General features: G+C 57.7%; 14 protein-coding genes and 2 tRNA genes. 2 read left to right on the top strand and 14 right to left on the bottom strand.

The genetic code is table 11. From position 1 onward, the window contains the following. Window positions 1-241: 241 nt before the first annotated feature. From rpsO to rlmE, 13 genes are all read right to left on the bottom strand, one after another. Window positions 242-511, bottom strand: coding sequence for a 30S ribosomal protein S15 (rpsO, locus tag ACJ8IP_RS14560; RefSeq protein WP_004933502.1), 270 nt, complete (start codon window positions 509-511; stop codon window positions 242-244). A 124-nt stretch (window positions 512-635) separates the two neighbouring features. Next, window positions 636-1580, bottom strand: a complete 945-nt coding sequence (gene truB / locus ACJ8IP_RS14555) for a tRNA pseudouridine(55) synthase TruB (protein WP_033641660.1) — start codon at window positions 1578-1580, stop codon at window positions 636-638. Next, window positions 1580-1990, bottom strand: a complete 411-nt coding sequence (gene rbfA / locus ACJ8IP_RS14550; protein WP_004933508.1) for a 30S ribosome-binding factor RbfA — start codon at window positions 1988-1990, stop codon at window positions 1580-1582. Before rbfA ends, truB begins: the two co-directional genes overlap by 1 nt. Before the next feature lie 70 nt (window positions 1991-2060). Beyond that, on the bottom strand, window positions 2061-4751 hold the full coding sequence (gene infB / locus ACJ8IP_RS14545) for a translation initiation factor IF-2 (RefSeq protein WP_019453339.1): 2691 nt from the start codon (window positions 4749-4751) through the stop codon (window positions 2061-2063). 23 nt (window positions 4752-4774) lie between these two features. Beyond that, window positions 4775-6283: a transcription termination factor NusA gene (gene nusA / locus ACJ8IP_RS14540; protein WP_004933514.1), complete on the bottom strand. Its 1509-nt coding sequence runs from the start codon at window positions 6281-6283 to the stop codon at window positions 4775-4777. Window positions 6284-6304: 21 nt separating this feature from the next. Beyond that, on the bottom strand, window positions 6305-6757 hold the full coding sequence (gene rimP, locus ACJ8IP_RS14535; RefSeq protein ID WP_033644179.1) for a ribosome maturation factor RimP: 453 nt from the start codon (window positions 6755-6757) through the stop codon (window positions 6305-6307). A 217-nt stretch (window positions 6758-6974) separates the two neighbouring features. Continuing rightward, window positions 6975-7051, bottom strand: a tRNA-Met gene (locus tag ACJ8IP_RS14530). Window positions 7052-7111: 60 nt separating this feature from the next. Next, a tRNA-Leu gene (locus ACJ8IP_RS14525) sits at window positions 7112-7198 on the bottom strand. A gap of 70 nt (window positions 7199-7268) precedes the next feature. After that, on the bottom strand, window positions 7269-7604 hold the full coding sequence (secG, locus tag ACJ8IP_RS14520) for a preprotein translocase subunit SecG (RefSeq protein ID WP_004933519.1): 336 nt from the start codon (window positions 7602-7604) through the stop codon (window positions 7269-7271). A 221-nt stretch (window positions 7605-7825) separates the two neighbouring features. Beyond that, window positions 7826-9163: a phosphoglucosamine mutase gene (glmM, locus tag ACJ8IP_RS14515; protein WP_164106796.1), complete on the bottom strand. Its 1338-nt coding sequence runs from the start codon at window positions 9161-9163 to the stop codon at window positions 7826-7828. Window positions 9164-9167: 4 nt separating this feature from the next. Next, window positions 9168-10004 (bottom strand): dihydropteroate synthase, encoded by an 837-nt coding sequence (gene folP / locus ACJ8IP_RS14510; protein WP_033651477.1) that lies wholly within the window; start codon window positions 10002-10004, stop codon window positions 9168-9170. Between the two features lie 92 nt (window positions 10005-10096). Beyond that, on the bottom strand, window positions 10097-12028 hold the full coding sequence (gene ftsH / locus ACJ8IP_RS14505; protein WP_004933529.1) for an ATP-dependent zinc metalloprotease FtsH: 1932 nt from the start codon (window positions 12026-12028) through the stop codon (window positions 10097-10099). 56 nt (window positions 12029-12084) lie between these two features. Further along, window positions 12085-12714, bottom strand: a complete 630-nt coding sequence (rlmE, locus tag ACJ8IP_RS14500; RefSeq protein WP_004933533.1) for a 23S rRNA (uridine(2552)-2'-O)-methyltransferase RlmE — start codon at window positions 12712-12714, stop codon at window positions 12085-12087. A gap of 143 nt (window positions 12715-12857) precedes the next feature. On the opposite strand from rlmE, the gene yhbY reads away from it, so the two are divergent. Then, window positions 12858-13151 (top strand): ribosome assembly RNA-binding protein YhbY, encoded by a 294-nt coding sequence (gene yhbY / locus ACJ8IP_RS14495; protein WP_004933536.1) that lies wholly within the window; start codon window positions 12858-12860, stop codon window positions 13149-13151. A gap of 112 nt (window positions 13152-13263) precedes the next feature. Here the strand turns inward: yhbY and greA are convergent, their stop codons facing one another. Beyond that, on the bottom strand, window positions 13264-13740 hold the full coding sequence (gene greA, locus ACJ8IP_RS14490) for a transcription elongation factor GreA (RefSeq protein WP_004933539.1): 477 nt from the start codon (window positions 13738-13740) through the stop codon (window positions 13264-13266). 256 nt (window positions 13741-13996) lie between these two features. Between greA and dacB the strand changes: the two genes are divergently transcribed. After that, window positions 13997-15430: a serine-type D-Ala-D-Ala carboxypeptidase gene (gene dacB, locus ACJ8IP_RS14485; RefSeq protein ID WP_025159591.1), complete on the top strand. Its 1434-nt coding sequence runs from the start codon at window positions 13997-13999 to the stop codon at window positions 15428-15430. Window positions 15431-15438 lie beyond the last annotated feature (8 nt).

Here is a 15438-nt window from a genome sequence, read left to right as displayed (position 1 = left end):
TAACGGCGCGCAATCGCATTGACGACTCGACACGCCTGTGACTCGATTTGCCTTCTCACTACATCCTCGCGACTAATGACAATCCTTATCTCAGGCGGGAGATAAAGCCTCTCATTAGCCGCGCGAACCTCTGTAACGGAAGAACCTGTTTGGAAACATCAGTAATACATTAACCTGATTTGCTTATGCTTCCTAGAAGAAAGGGGCCAAAATAGGCCCCTTTCCACTGAAACTTGCTAGATTAGCGACGCAGACCCAGACGCTCGATCAGGCTGGTGTAACGTGCTACATCTTTACGCTTCAGGTAGTCCAGCAGCTTACGACGCTGAGAAACCATACGCAGCAGACCACGACGGCTGTGGTGATCTTTTTTGTGCTCGGAGAAGTGGCCTTGCAGATGGTTGATCTGCGCAGTCAGCAGGGCAACCTGAACTTCGGTAGAACCGCTGTCGTTAGTACCACGACCGAAATCAGCTACGATTTGAGCTTTAGCTTCAACACTTAGAGACATTGTAATACTCCAGATTATAGATAATAAAAACAGGCGCCGATCTCTAATTCAGCAACCCAATGCATAAGCTGCGCCATTCTACTCTTAGCGCAGTGCGATCGCAAGGCGACGCAGTGCCCCGCCGTCAGTCGAAATGCTCAACCACCAGGCGGCGCGGCGCCACGCGACCATCCTCGGCGATGTCGCCAACGCCGATGAATTTTCGCTCTTCACCCTCGGTGATACGCACCAGGCCGGATGCCGGCGCGCCGGCCACTTGCACCGGTTGCCCCTGCTTGACGTAACCCGCCACCACCGGCAGCAAATTCACTTCCGGATAGTTCTCAACCGGGCTGTCCATCGGCATCAGTAGCGGATCGAGCAGCTCGCCGGGCGCGATCGCTTGTTCCTGCGCCTGCGCCACCAAGGCGTTCAGCTGTTCCAGCGTCACCATGCGCGCGATGGGATAAGTCGCCACCTGCAGGCGGCGCAGATAGATCACGTGCGCGCCGCAGCCCAGCAGCTCGCCGAGATCGTCGGTAATGGTGCGGATGTAGGTGCCTTTTGAGCAGTGAATCTCCAGCTCGAGTTCATCCCCTTCCCAGCGGATAAACTGCAGCTCGTACACCGTAATGCTGCGCGCTTCGCGCGGCACTTCGATGCCCTGGCGCGCATACTCGTAGAGTTTCTTGCCCTGGTATTTCAGAGCCGAATACATCGACGGCACCTGCTGGATGTCGCCGCGGAAGGTGTCCAGCGCCGCGTCGAGCTGCGCCTGGGTGAAGTTCACCGGGCGTTCCTGCACGATCTGCCCGTCGGCGTCGGAGGTATCGGTACGCTGCCCCAGCTTGGCGATCACCCGATAGCGCTTGTCGGAATCGAGCAGGTATTGCGAAAACTTGGTCGCTTCGCCCAGGCAGATAGGCAGCATGCCGGTCGCCAACGGATCGAGCGCGCCGGTATGGCCCGCTCGGTTGGCGTTGTACAGACGTTTTACTTTTTGCAGCGCATCGTTGGACGACAACCCCTGCGGCTTGTCCAGCAACAGCACGCCGTGGATGTCACGGCCGCGGCGACGAGGGCGACTCATTAATCCTCCTTGTCATCGCCTGAGGCGGAACGGCGCTCTGCGTCGTTCTTCACCACGTTGGTCACCAGGTTGGACATGCGCATGCCTTCCACCAGGGAGTTGTCGTAAGCGAAGGTCAGCTCCGGCACCACGCGCAGGCGCATCGCTTTGCCCAGCAGGGTGCGGATATAGCCGGAAGCGTCCTGCAACGCTTTGATGCCGTTGGTGACCAGATCCGGATCGTGGTTCTCGGTCAGCACGTTCAGGAAGGTGACGTAAACCTTGGCATACGCCAGGTCGCGGGACACTTCCACGCCGGAAACGGTCGCCATGCCGACGCGCGGATCTTTCACTTCACGCTGCAGAATGATCGCAATCTCTTTCTGCATCTCTTGCGCCACGCGTTGACCGCGGCTGAATTCTTTTGCCATTTTGGATTCTCCAGACAAATCGGGGGGCACAAAGGCCCCCCGTAAACAGATATAAGCAGATGTGCAATCGTTAAGCGATGGTGCGTTGGATCTCAATGATTTCGAACACTTCGATCATGTCGCCGACGCGCACGTCGTTATAGTTCTTAACGCCGATACCACATTCCATGCCGTTACGGACTTCGTTAACGTCATCTTTGAAGCGACGCAGGGATTCCAGCTCGCCTTCATAGATAACCACGTTGTCGCGCAGTACGCGGATTGGGTTGTGACGCTTGATGGTCCCTTCGGTAACCATACAGCCGGCGATAGCGCCGAACTTAGGCGATTTGAACACGTCGCGCACTTCGGCCAGGCCGATGATCTGCTGCTTGTATTCCGGCGCCAGCATACCGCTCATCGCCTGCTTCACTTCGTCGATCAGGTTATAGATCACGGAGTAGTAACGCAGATCCAGGCTTTCCGCTTCGATCACGCGGCGCGCAGAAGCGTCGGCACGCACGTTGAAGCCCAGGATGATGGCGTTGGAAGCCGCAGCCAGCGTCGCGTCGGTTTCGGTGATCCCACCTACGCCGGAGCCGACAATCTTCACCTTCACTTCGTCGGTGGAGAGTTTCAGCAGCGAGTCGCTGATCGCTTCGCAAGAACCCTGTACGTCGGATTTCAGCACGATGTTCAGCTCGGACACTTCGCCGTCGGTCATATTGGCGAACATGTTTTCCAGCTTGGACTTCTGCTGACGCGCCAGTTTGACTTCGCGGAACTTGCCCTGACGGTACAGCGCCACTTCACGCGCTTTCTTCTCGTCACGCACCACGGTCGCTTCGTCACCCGCTGCAGGCACGCTGGACAGACCCAGGATTTCCACAGGGATAGACGGACCGGCGGAGGTCACTTCACGACCCAGCTCGTCACGCATCGCACGCACGCGGCCGTATTCGAAGCCGCACAGGACGATATCGCCCTTGTTCAGCGTACCTTCCTGAACCAGCACGGTAGCAACCGGGCCACGGCCTTTATCCAGGAAGGACTCGATCACTACGCCGCTCGCCATGCCGCTGCGAACCGCTTTCAGCTCCAGAACTTCGGCCTGCAGCAGGATGGCCTGCAGCAGCTCGTCGATACCGGTACCGGCTTTCGCGGACACGTGAACGAACTGCGCTTCGCCGCCCCACTCTTCCGGCATAACGCCGTACTGAGACAGTTCCTGCTTAACGCGGTCCGGATCGGCTTCCGGTTTGTCGATTTTGTTCACCGCAACCACCAATGGCACCTGCGCCGCTTTCGCGTGCTGGATAGCTTCGATGGTTTGTGGCATCACGCCGTCATCGGCCGCCACCACCAGAACCACGATGTCAGTCGCCTGAGCACCGCGAGCACGCATCGAGGTAAACGCGGCGTGGCCCGGGGTGTCCAGGAAGGTGATCATGCCGTTCTCGGTTTCTACGTGGTAGGCACCGATGTGCTGGGTAATGCCGCCGGCTTCGCCCGCCGCCACTTTGGTGGAGCGGATGTAGTCCAGCAGAGAGGTTTTACCGTGGTCAACGTGGCCCATGATGGTCACGACCGGCGCGCGCGGCTCGGCCGCAGCGCCCGTATCACGATCGCTCATCAGCGCTTCTTCCAGCTCGTTTTCACGACGCAGGATAACTTTGTGGCCCATCTCTTCGGCAACCAGCTGTGCGGTTTCCTGGTCGATAACCTGGTTAATGGTGGCCATGGCGCCCAGTTTCATCATCACTTTGATGACCTGAGAACCTTTGACCGCCATCTTGTTGGCCAGCTCGGCCACGGTGATGGTTTCACCGATCACCACGTCACGGTTAACCACCTGCGCCGGCTTGTTGAAGCCCTGCTGCAGAGCGCTAGGCTTGCGTTTGCCGCCTTTGCCGCCACGGGTAACGGCACGCGCTTCTTCACGATCCGCTTTGGATTCGGACAGCTTGTTGCCTTTCTTCTGCTTGGTGGCTTTGCCGCCGCGGGTGCGGCTGCGACGATCGCCTTCAACTTTGGCGTCGTTTTCGTCTTCAGCGGCACGGGCGTGCTGAGAGGTGGTCACGTGATAGTCGGCGCTTTCAACCGCAGCGCTAGCCGCGTCGGCCTGGGCCCACTTCTCGCCGTTCTCTTCGGCCATGCGACGGGCTTCTTCCGCCACGCGCTTGGCTTCCTCTTCAACCTTGCGGCGCACTTCCTCTTCCGCTTTACGTTTCAGTTCAGCGGCTTCGGCTTCACGGCGTGCTTTTTCCGCCTGAGCTGGCTTGGTCATTTCGTCGGTATGTTGATTGGTCACTTTTTCTTTTTCCGCTGAATTACGCTTAGCAATCTCCGCGGCCTCACGTTTGGCTTGCTCTTCGGCTGCGCGCTTCGCTTCCGCTTCGCGTTTTGCGAGCTCTTCCGCTTCGCGCCGTGCCTGCTCTTCCGCTTCACGCTGTGCCTGCTCTGCCGCTTCAGCCAACTGGGCTTCCTGCGTATCGCGATTTACATAAGTGCGTTTCTTGCGGACCTCAATTTGCACCGATTTACTTTTACCGCCGGTGCTCGGGATATTCAAGGTGCTGCGCGTTTTGCGCTGCAAAGTGAGTTTACCCGGCGCGCTGCCGTGTTCACGGTTCAGGTGCGCCAGTAATGTTTCTTTTTCTTGCTGGGTAACAGAGTCCGACTCGGACTTGTTGATCCCTGCATCAGCAAACTGCTGTACCAGGCGATCAACCGGAGTCTGAATCTCTGCTGCCAGCGATTTTACGGTTACATCTGTCGTCATGCTGTTCCTTCCTGCTACAGTTATTACGCGTTGTCGCCAAACCAACAGATATTGCGTGCAGCCATGATCAGCTCGCCGGCTTGCTCATCGCTAAGCCCTTCAATATCAGCCAGATCGTCAACACCCTGCTCGGCAAGATCTTCCAGCGTACAAACCCCACGCGCGGCCAGTTTAAAGGCCATGCTGCGCTCAAGACCCGGCAGGTTGAGCAAATCGTCGGCCGGTTTGTTGTCGCCCAGGCTTTCTTCTTGTGCCAGGGCCAGCGTGGTCAATGCAGCTTTGGCGCGTTCGCGCAATGCTTCAACCGTATCTTCATCCAGACCGTCGATTTCCAACAGCTCTTTGATCGGCACGTAGGCCAGCTCTTCCAGCGTGGAGAAGCCTTCTTCAACCAGTACGGTGGCGAAATCTTCGTCGATATCAAGATACTTGGTGAAGGTATCAATAGCGGCATGAGCCTCGGCCTGGTGCTTGGCCTGCAGGTCGTCCGCCGTCATCACGTTCAGTTCCCAACGATCGTCGCCGCGGTGTTGTTTCAGCAGTTGGGAAGCCAAACGCACGTTTTGGCCGTTACGGCCGATCGCCTGCGCCAGGTTGCTGGCTTCAACGGCGATATCCATGGTGCAGTTATCTTCGTCTACCACGATCGACGCGACGTCGGCCGGCGCCATGGCGTTGATGACGAATTGCGCAGGATTATCATCCCACAGGATGATATCGATGCGTTCGCCGCCGAGCTCGCTCGACACGGCCTGAACACGCGCACCGCGCATACCTACGCAGGCGCCGACCGGATCGATGCGCTTGTCGTTGGTTTTCACTGCAATTTTCGCACGGGAGCCTGGATCGCGGGCTGCCGCTTTAATCTCGATCACTTCTTCGCCGATTTCCGGCACTTCGATGCGGAACAGCTCTTTCAGCATTTCCGGGCTGGAACGGCTGACGAACAGCTGCGCGCCGCGAGCTTCGGGACGTACGGCATACAATACGCCGCGAATGCGGTCGCCCGGACGGAAGTTTTCGCGCGGCAGCATGTCTTCACGGCCAATGACCGCTTCGGCGTTGTTGCCCAGATCAAGCGCGATGCTGTCACGGTTCACTTTCTTCACCACGCCGGTGACGATCTCACCTTCGTGTTCACGGAAAGCGTCGACCACCATCGCGCGCTCGGCCTCGCGCACTTTCTGCACGATAACCTGCTTGGCGGTTTGGGTGGTGATGCGGTCGAAGGTCACGGATTCGATCTGATCTTCGACGTATCCGCCGAGCTCGATGCTCGGATCTTCAAACTGAGCGGCTTCCAGCGTGATTTCACGCGTCGGCTGAGTCACTTCGTCTACGGCGACCCAACGGCGGAAGGTATCGAAATCGCCGGTTCTGCGGTCAATGCTGACGCGCACGTCGATTTCCTGCTCGTATTTTTTCTTGGTTGCGGTGGCTAATGCAGTTTCCAGCGCTTCGAAAATCTTCTCGCGCGGAAGGGATTTTTCATTGGAAACTGCTTCAACAACAGCCAGAATCTCTTTGTTCATCCTAGTTGCCTCTTCCAAACTTTAAAAGTGGGGTACCAGGTTCGCTTTCTGGATGTTGCTCAGCGCGAACACTTCATCTTTCCCTTCCACAGTAACCGTGATCATCTCGCCTTCGACAGACTTGATAATACCCTGCCACTTGCGACGGTTCTGTACCGCCATGCGCAGGACCAGGCTGACTTCTTCACCGAGGTAACGCGTATAGTGTTCTGCGGTGAACATCGGGCGATCAAGGCCAGGAGAGGAGACTTCCAAGTTGTAAGCGACCGTGATTGGATCTTCGACGTCCAATACAGCGCTGACCTGGTGGCTGACATCAGCGCAATCATCAACATTGATGCCGTTATCACTATCAATATAGATGCGGAGCGTCGATTGGCGCGCACGAATGAATTCGATGCCTACAAGCTCAAAGCCCAACGCTTCTACCGGTGCCGAAAGCATCTCTGTTAACTTTTGCTCTAATGTGGACAAGCCCACCCCCAAGACATAAAAAAAGGGCTAAATAGCCCAGTGATTCTGTTGCCAAATAACAAAAAACCCCGAAAAATCGGGGCTTTATGCAACTGGACCCTGTTTGCCGCTAGGCGGCCTCGGTACAACTTTCGAGCAAGTGTCATTTTCAAATGTTGATCGAGAAAAGCGGGTTTCAATCGAAAAGTGTATTTGAAAATAAACACTTAAAGGAAAGTGGTTGCGGGGGCCGGATTTGAACCGACGACCTTCGGGTTATGAGCCCGACGAGCTACCAGGCTGCTCCACCCCGCGTCCGAAAACGTGGCAAATACTACGCCGATAATCGCAAAATTGCAAGTTATCTCTGGGATTTGGTACCGAGGATGGGACTCGAACCCACAAGCCCGTTAGGGCACTACCACCTCAAGGTAGCGTGTCTACCAATTCCACCACCTCGGTACTGATTCTTACTGCTAACGGCCGTTGTTCTTTCGAGTTCACAACCACCGTTTTCAAACTTTGTTACGGCTTACTGCGGGATATCGCTGCTCGGCTTGGCTGGTGCCGCCGGCGCGGTCGTCTGCTCAGTTTTCACTGGCTGACCCAGGTTTTCCCACTCGCTGCCTTTCTTGCTCTGGTTGCTGCTGAGGTTGCCCAGAATCAGACTGATGACGAAGAACAACGTCGCCAGCACAGCAGTCATGCGGGTCATAAAGTTACCGGAACCACTCGAACCGAACAATGTGCCTGATGCACCTGCTCCGAAAGAGGCTCCCATATCAGCGCCTTTACCTTGCTGCAACATAATCAGAGCAACCAGCCCGATTGAGATCAGCAGGAAAATTACCAGAAGAGCTTCGTACATAGTAGTACCCGTATCCTTGCGGCCTTACCGCATGCCAAATGCTTCACACTCATCAAGCAGGCGTTTTTTATAAACTGCCTACTGAAGCGGGTGTGAATACTAACCAAAGCCGCTAACCCGCGCAAGGGCAATTTGCAGCCGCCGGCGCGTTTGCGGAAAAAAACGCCAACAATCGCCTGTTCGGGCTCAGCGATGCCAAGCCCGGCGGCTAACTGTCTGTTTTAACCTGCGGATTTCACCGCGTCGGCGATGCGATGCGCCAGCGCGGTCACCTGCTGCTCGTCTTCGCCTTCCACCATCACGCGGATCAGCGGCTCGGTGCCCGATTTGCGCAGCAGCACCCGGCCGCGGCCGGCCAGCTCGGCCTCCACCTGCTCGGTGACTTTGCGCACCGCGTCGGACTCCAGCGGATTGTGCTCGCCGGCGAAGCGCACGTTGACCAGGACCTGCGGCAGCAGCTTCATGCCGCTGCACAGGTCATGCAGGCTCATGTGGTTGCGCACCATGGCGGTCAGCACCTGCAGCCCGGCCACGATGCCGTCGCCGGTGGTGGTTTTGTCCAGCAGGATCACATGGCCGGAGTTTTCCGCGCCGATGCGCCAGCCCAACTCCTGCAGCTTCTCCAGCACGTAGCGGTCGCCCACTTTGGCGCGAGCGAACGGAATGCCCAGCTGTTTCAGCGCCAGCTCCAACCCCATATTGCTCATCAGGGTGCCGACCGCGCCGCCGCGCAGCTGGCCCTGACGCAGGCCTTCACGGGCGATGATGTACAGGATCTGGTCGCCGTCCACCTTGTTGCCCAGGTGATCCACCATCATCACGCGGTCGCCGTCGCCGTCGAACGCCAGGCCGACGTGCGCTTTTTCCTTCAGTACGCGCTCTTGCAGCTGACGCACATCGGTAGCGCCGCATTTTTCGTTGATGTTCATCCCGTCCGGCTCAACGCCGATGGCGATCACCGTGGCGCCCAACTCGCGCAGCACGCTCGGCGCGATGTGGTAAGTCGCGCCGTTGGCGCAGTCAACCACGATTTTCAGCCCCTTCAGGCTCAGCTCGCTCGGGAAGGTGCCTTTGCAGAATTCGATATAGCGGCCGGCGGCGTCGATGATGCGGCTGGCTTTACCCAGCTCGGCGGACTCCACGCAGGTCAGCGGTTTTTCCATCTCGGCTTCGATCGCCTCTTCGACGTTGTCCGGCAATTTGGCGCCGTCGATCGAGAAGAACTTGATGCCGTTGTCATAGAACGGGTTGTGCGAAGCGGAGATGACAATGCCCGCTTCCGCGCGGAAGGTGCGCGTCAGGTAGGCCACCGCCGGCGTGGGCATCGGCCCGGTGAAGGAGGCGGACAATCCGGCGGCCGCCAGGCCGGCTTCCAGAGCGGACTCCAGCATATATCCGGAGATGCGCGTATCCTTACCGATGATGATCTTGCGGGAACCGTGACGCGCCAGCACTTTACCGGCCGCCCAGCCCAGCTTCAGCACGAAGTCAGGCGTGATGGGGCTGTCCCCGACCTTGCCACGGATGCCGTCGGTGCCAAAATATTTGCGCTCGCTCATGTCTCTACTGTCCCTTAGCTGAAAGTGTTGCCTCGACGACACGCATCGCCTCGACGGTTTCTTTAACGTCATGCACTCTGACAATCTGCGCACCCTGCATCGCCGCGATCACCGCGCAGGCCACGCTGCCGATAACCCGTTGATCCGGCGGCACGTTCAGCAGTTGTCCAATCATCGATTTGCGCGACATGCCGACCAACAGCGGCAAACCGAAACGATGAAATTCCGACAACCGGGCCAGAAGCTGATAGTTGTGCGACAAATTTTTACCGAAACCGAAGCCTGGGTCGAGCAGCAATTTCTGATTTGTTATCCCCGCCTCGTTACAGCGCCGGATATGGTGCTCGAAAAACGTCTGCACGTCGGCGATCAGATCGTCGTAGTGCGGCGCCTGCTGCATGGTGCGCGGCTGCCCCTGCATGTGCATCAGGCAGACCGGCAAACCGCTTTCCGCCGCCGCCGCCAGGGCGCCCGGCTCCTGCAGCGAACGGATGTCGTTGATCAAGTGTGCACCGGCGTGCGCCGATTCGCGGATCACACCCGCTTTCGAGGTATCGACCGAGATAAAGACTTCAAAGCGCTGCGCCAGCGCTTCCACCACCGGCACGACCCGCTCAAGCTCCTCCTCTTCGCTCACTTCCGCCGCCCCCGGCCTTGTCGATTCGCCGCCGATATCAATCATCGTGGCGCCGGCCGAAATCAGCGCATGCGCATGCACCAGCGCTTGGTTCAGGGTGTTGTGGCGGCCGCCGTCGGAAAACGAATCCGGCGTCACGTTGAGGATGCCCATCACCTGCGGATGGGAGAGATTGAGCGTCATGTCGCGCACGGTTAACTGCATGGTTGGTCCACCTTACTGTTGCCTGGTTCACTGCCCGCCGGGCAAAAAAAAACCCCGGCATGCCGGGGTTTGATGTTATTACACAGCCGCTGTTACTTGTCGAGCTGTTCGGACATGGTGTTGCCCGGCGTTGGGGTGCGCGGCTCATCTACCGGCGTCGGGGCTTTCGGGGTGCCACCGTTGTCGGAGCTGTTGCCTTTGTTCGCATCGTCCCAGCCCGCCGGCGGACGCACGTCTTTGCGGTTCATCAGATCGTCGATCTGCGGCGCATCGATGGTTTCATACTTCATCAACGCATCCTTCATCGAGTGCAGGATGTCCATGTTTTCCATCAGCAGCGAGCGAGCACGCGTGTAGTTGCGTTCGATCAGCGACTTCACTTCCTGGTCGATGATACGCGCGGTTTCATCCGACATGTGCTTCGCCTTGGCCACGGAACGGCCCAGGAACACTTCGCCCTCTTCTTCCGCATACAGCAGCGGCCCCAGCTTCTCGGAGAAGCCCCATTGGGTCACCATGTTGCGGGCGATGGAGGTCGCCACTTTGATATCGTTCGACGCACCGGTAGAGACTTTTTCCGGCCCGTAGATGATCTCTTCCGCCAGACGACCGCCGTACAGGGTGGAGATTTGGCTCTCCAGCTTCTGACGGCTGGCGCTGATCGCATCCCCTTCCGGCAGGAAGAAGGTCACGCCGAGCGCCCGACCACGAGGAATGATGGTGACCTTGTGCACCGGATCGTGTTCAGGAACCAGGCGGCCAATGATGGCGTGGCCCGCTTCGTGATACGCGGTCGACTCTTTCTGCGCTTCAGTCATCACCATGGAGCGGCGTTCCGCACCCATCATGATCTTGTCTTTGGCTTTCTCGAACTCCACCATCGACACCACGCGCTTGTTGCCGCGGGCGGCGAACAGCGCCGCTTCGTTGACCAGGTTGGCCAGGTCGGCACCGGAGAAGCCCGGCGTACCGCGCGCAATGACGGAGGCGTCGATGTCGGCCGCCAACGGCACGCGGCGCATGTGCACCTTCAGGATCTGCTCGCGGCCACGCACGTCCGGCAGCCCGACCACGACCTGACGGTCGAAACGGCCCGGGCGCAGCAGCGCGGGGTCAAGCACGTCCGGACGGTTGGTGGCCGCGATGACGATGATGCCCTCGTTGCCTTCGAAACCGTCCATCTCAACCAGCATCTGGTTCAGGGTCTGCTCACGCTCATCGTGACCGCCACCCAGGCCTGCGCCACGCTGGCGACCGACGGCGTCGATTTCATCGATGAAGATGATGCACGGCGCGGCTTTCTTCGCTTGTTCGAACATGTCGCGCACGCGGGATGCACCCACGCCGACGAACATTTCGACGAAGTCGGAACCGGAAATGGTGAAGAACGGTACCTTCGCTTCGCCGGCGATCGCTTTCGCCAACAGCGTTTTACCGGTCCCCGGCGGGCCAACCATCAGCACGCCTTTCGGGATCTTGCCGCCCAGCTTCTGGAAACGGCTCGGTTCGCGCAGGTATTCCACCAGTTCGCTCACCTCTTCTTTCGCTTCGTCACACCCGGCGACATCGGCGAAAGTGGTCTTGATCTGGTCTTCCGTCAGCATGCGGGCCTTGCTCTTGCCGAAGGACATCGCGCCCTTGCCGCCGCCGCCCTGCATTTGCCGCATAAAGAAGATCCAGACCCCGATCAGCAACAGCATCGGGAACCAAGAGATAAAGATAGAAGCCAGCAGGCTCGGCTCTTCAGGCGGCTCGCCGACAACTTTCACATTCTTCGTTAACAACGTATCCAGCAACTTAGGATCGTTGACAGGGATGTAGGTCGTGTATTTGTTACTGTCTTTCTTGGTAACGTTAATTTCACGTCCGTTGATTCGCGCTTCGCGAACCTGGTCCTGGGTCAGTTCGGACATGAAGGTAGAGTAATCCACCCTACGGCCATTCGACTCGCTGGGCCCAAAGCTCTGGAATACAGACATCAACACTACCGCGATGACTAACCAGAGAATTAGGTTTTTCGCCATGTCACTCAAGGGATTAACCTCATCTTACAACTGTGTTAACAAACAGCGTTAGGGTACTACAGTTTGCGCCCTGTCGCTACAATGTACACTTCGCGCGAACGGGCGCGGGAAGCGTCTGGCTTACGAATCTTAACCTTCGTAAACAGGGAGCGAATTTCCCGTAGGTACTCGTCAAAGCCATCTCCCTGGAACACCTTCACCAGGAAACTTCCGCCTGGTGCGAGGACATCACGACACATATCCAGCGCCAACTCCACCAGATACATCGACCTTGGAATATCGACCGCCGGGGTGCCACTCATATTCGGGGCCATATCGGACATGACCACCTGAACCTTACTCTCGCCTACTCGTTCCAACAGTGCCTTCAGCACCAGTTCATCACGAAAATCGCCCTGAAGGAAATCGACGCCAACGATAGGATCCATTGGCAAAATATCACAGGCGATGATGCGCCCGGTACCGCCGATTTGGGTGACCACATACTGCGACCAGCCGCCCGGTGCGGCGCCCAGATCAACCACGGTCATGCCCGGTTTGAACAGTTTGTCGCTCTGCTGTATTTCATCAAGTTTAAACCAGGCACGGGAACGCAGTCCCTTTTTCTGCGCCTGCTGTACATATTTATCGCTAAAGTGTTCTTGTAACCAGCGACTGGAGCTAGCCGAACGCTTTTTATTAGCCATCTCGTTTTCCAACTATCATAAAAAGAGTCTTATGTCAGGGTCGCTGCTCACGTAGACTCACACCGGTGAAGACCGATTTGGTGATATACATGAGATGGCGGTAGAATGTACCGTTTTCAATCCCAACTTAAGCAAAAAAGACAATGAATCTGAATAATAAACAAAAACAGCACCTGAAAGGCCTGGCGCATCCGTTAAAACCGGTGGTGATGCTGGGCAATAACGGTCTTACCGAAGGGGTGCTGGCTGAAATTGAACAGGCTCTGGAGCATCATGAGCTGATCAAGGTAAAAATCGCCGCTGAAGATCGCGAAACCAAGACCCTGATCGCCGACGCTATCGTGCGTGAAACGGGCGCCTGCAATGTGCAAGTTATCGGCAGTACGCTTATTCTTTACCGCCCGTCGAAAGAGCGCAAGATCAGTCTACCGCGTTAATAACCATCAGGTTAACGAAAAGGTGCCATGCGCCTGACCAAGATAAAAGGCCGCTTGCGGCCTTTTTCCTATCTTTACAAAACGTTGGCGCATTAATGACCAACGGTCCCGATCAGAGATACTCGACCTTCAGGATCTCGTATTCCACGTCGCCGCCTGGGGTTTTGATCACCACCACATCGTCTTGCTCTTTGCCGATCAGGCCGCGCGCCATCGGCGAGTTTACCGAAATCAGATTTTTCTTGAAATCGGCCTCATCGTCGCCAACGATGCGGTAAGTCACTTCTTCTTCGCTGTCCAGATTCATCACCGATACGGTGGCGCCGAAGATCACCCGACCGGTGTTCGGCATCTTGGTGATGTCGATCACCTGAGCATTGGACAGCTTGGCTTCGATTTCTTGAATGCGGCCTTCACAGAAACCCTGCTGTTCGCGGGCGGCATGGTACTCGGCATTTTCTTTCAAGTCGCCGTGTTCACGCGCTTCAGCGATATCCGCAATGATTTTCGGGCGGCGCACGCTTTTCAGATATTCGAGCTCTTCGCGCAGTTTTTCAGCGCCAAACAAGGTCATCGGAATTTGGTTCATCGTATAAATACCTCTAAATCTTTCCTGTTCAAATAACCGTCATCCTGACGTATTCGTATGAAAACACGGTTGGCATACCGCCCCCCGCCTCCAGGCGACAAACAAAAGAAACCTGACTCGGAACGGAGCCCAAGCCAAGATCGGTTTTGCATTTTGATACGCATTTTAGCCTAGAGTTCCTTGAGGGTCATCGTTTACTTTTTCCCTGATTGCACCGTAGTATGACGGCACGTTATCCAGCTGTTATCCCGAGATTATGCGTTTTTCACGAATTGTCAGTGCATTGGCTTGCGCATTTGTTCTGAATGCGAATGCGGCCCCGGTTGAAGAGTACACACAATATCTGCCTGATGGGGCCAACCTTGCCCTGGTCGTTCAGAAGATCGGCGCCGGCTCGCCGACGATCGATTACCACTCTCAGCAAATGGCGCTGCCGGCCAGTACCCAAAAAGTGCTGACGGCGCTGGCGGCATTGCTGCAACTCGGGCCCGATTACCGTTTCACCACCACGCTGGAGAGCCAGGGCGATATCCGCGACGGCGTGCTGCGCGGCAACCTGATCGCTCGCTTCAGCGGCGATCCGACCTTCAAACGCCAGAGCCTGCGCAATATGGTGGCCGTCCTGAAAAAGCAAGGCGTGCGCCAAATCAGCGGCGACGTGCTAGTCGATACCTCGGTCTTCGCCAGCCATGACAAAGCGCCCGGTTGGCCGTGGAACGATCTGACGCAGTGCTTCAGCGCGCCGCCGGCCGCCGCCATCGTCGATCGCAACTGTTTCTCGGTCTCGCTGTACAGCGCGCCGAATCCGGGCGACATGGCGTTTATCCGCGTCGCCTCCTATTATCCGGTTAATATGTTTAGCCAGGTGCGCACCCTGGCGCGCGGCTCGGCAGACGCGCAGTACTGCGAGCTGGACGTGGTGCCGGGCGAGCTGAACCGCTTTACCCTGACCGGCTGCCTGACGCAGCGCAGCGAGCCGTTGCCGCTGGCCTTCGCCATCCAGGACGGCGCCAGCTATGCGGGCGCCATCTTGAAAGACGAGCTGACGCAGGCCGGCATCCAGATCGACGGGCATTTGAAACGCCAGACGCGTCCCGGCATTACCGGCACGGTGATCGCGCAAACCCAGTCGGCACCGCTGCACGATCTGTTGAAGATCATGCTGAAGAAGTCGGACAACATGATTGCCGATACCGTCTTCCGCACCATCGGCCATGAGCGCTTCGGCGTGCCAGGCACCTGGCGAGCGGGCTCCGATGCAGTGCGCCAGGTGCTGCGCCAAAAGGCCGGCATCGATCTGGGCAATACCATCATCGCCGACGGTTCCGGCCTGTCGCGCCACAACCTGCTGGCCCCGGCGACCATGATGCAGGCGCTGCAGTACATCGCGCAGCACGACAACGAGCTGAACTTTATCTCGATGCTGCCGCTGTCCGGCTATGACGGCACCCTGCGCTACCGCGGCGGCCTGCATGAAGCCGGCGTCGACGGCAAGGTATCGGCCAAGACCGGCGCGCTGCAGGGCGTCTACAACCTGGCGGGCTTCATCACGACAGCCAGCGGCCAGCGCATGGCCTTCGTGCAGTATCTCTCCGGCTACGCCGTGCCGCCGGAAGATCAGAAACAGCGCCGCGCGCCGCTGGTGCGCTTCGAAAGCCGCCTGTATCGGGATATTTACCAAAACAACTGAGGGTCGTC

It is taken from the genome of Serratia sp. CY52157 (genome assembly GCF_052168495.1).
GTDB lineage: Bacteria > Pseudomonadota > Gammaproteobacteria > Enterobacterales > Enterobacteriaceae > Serratia > Serratia ureilytica.
This window is presented reverse-complemented; position numbering and strand designations above follow the sequence as displayed.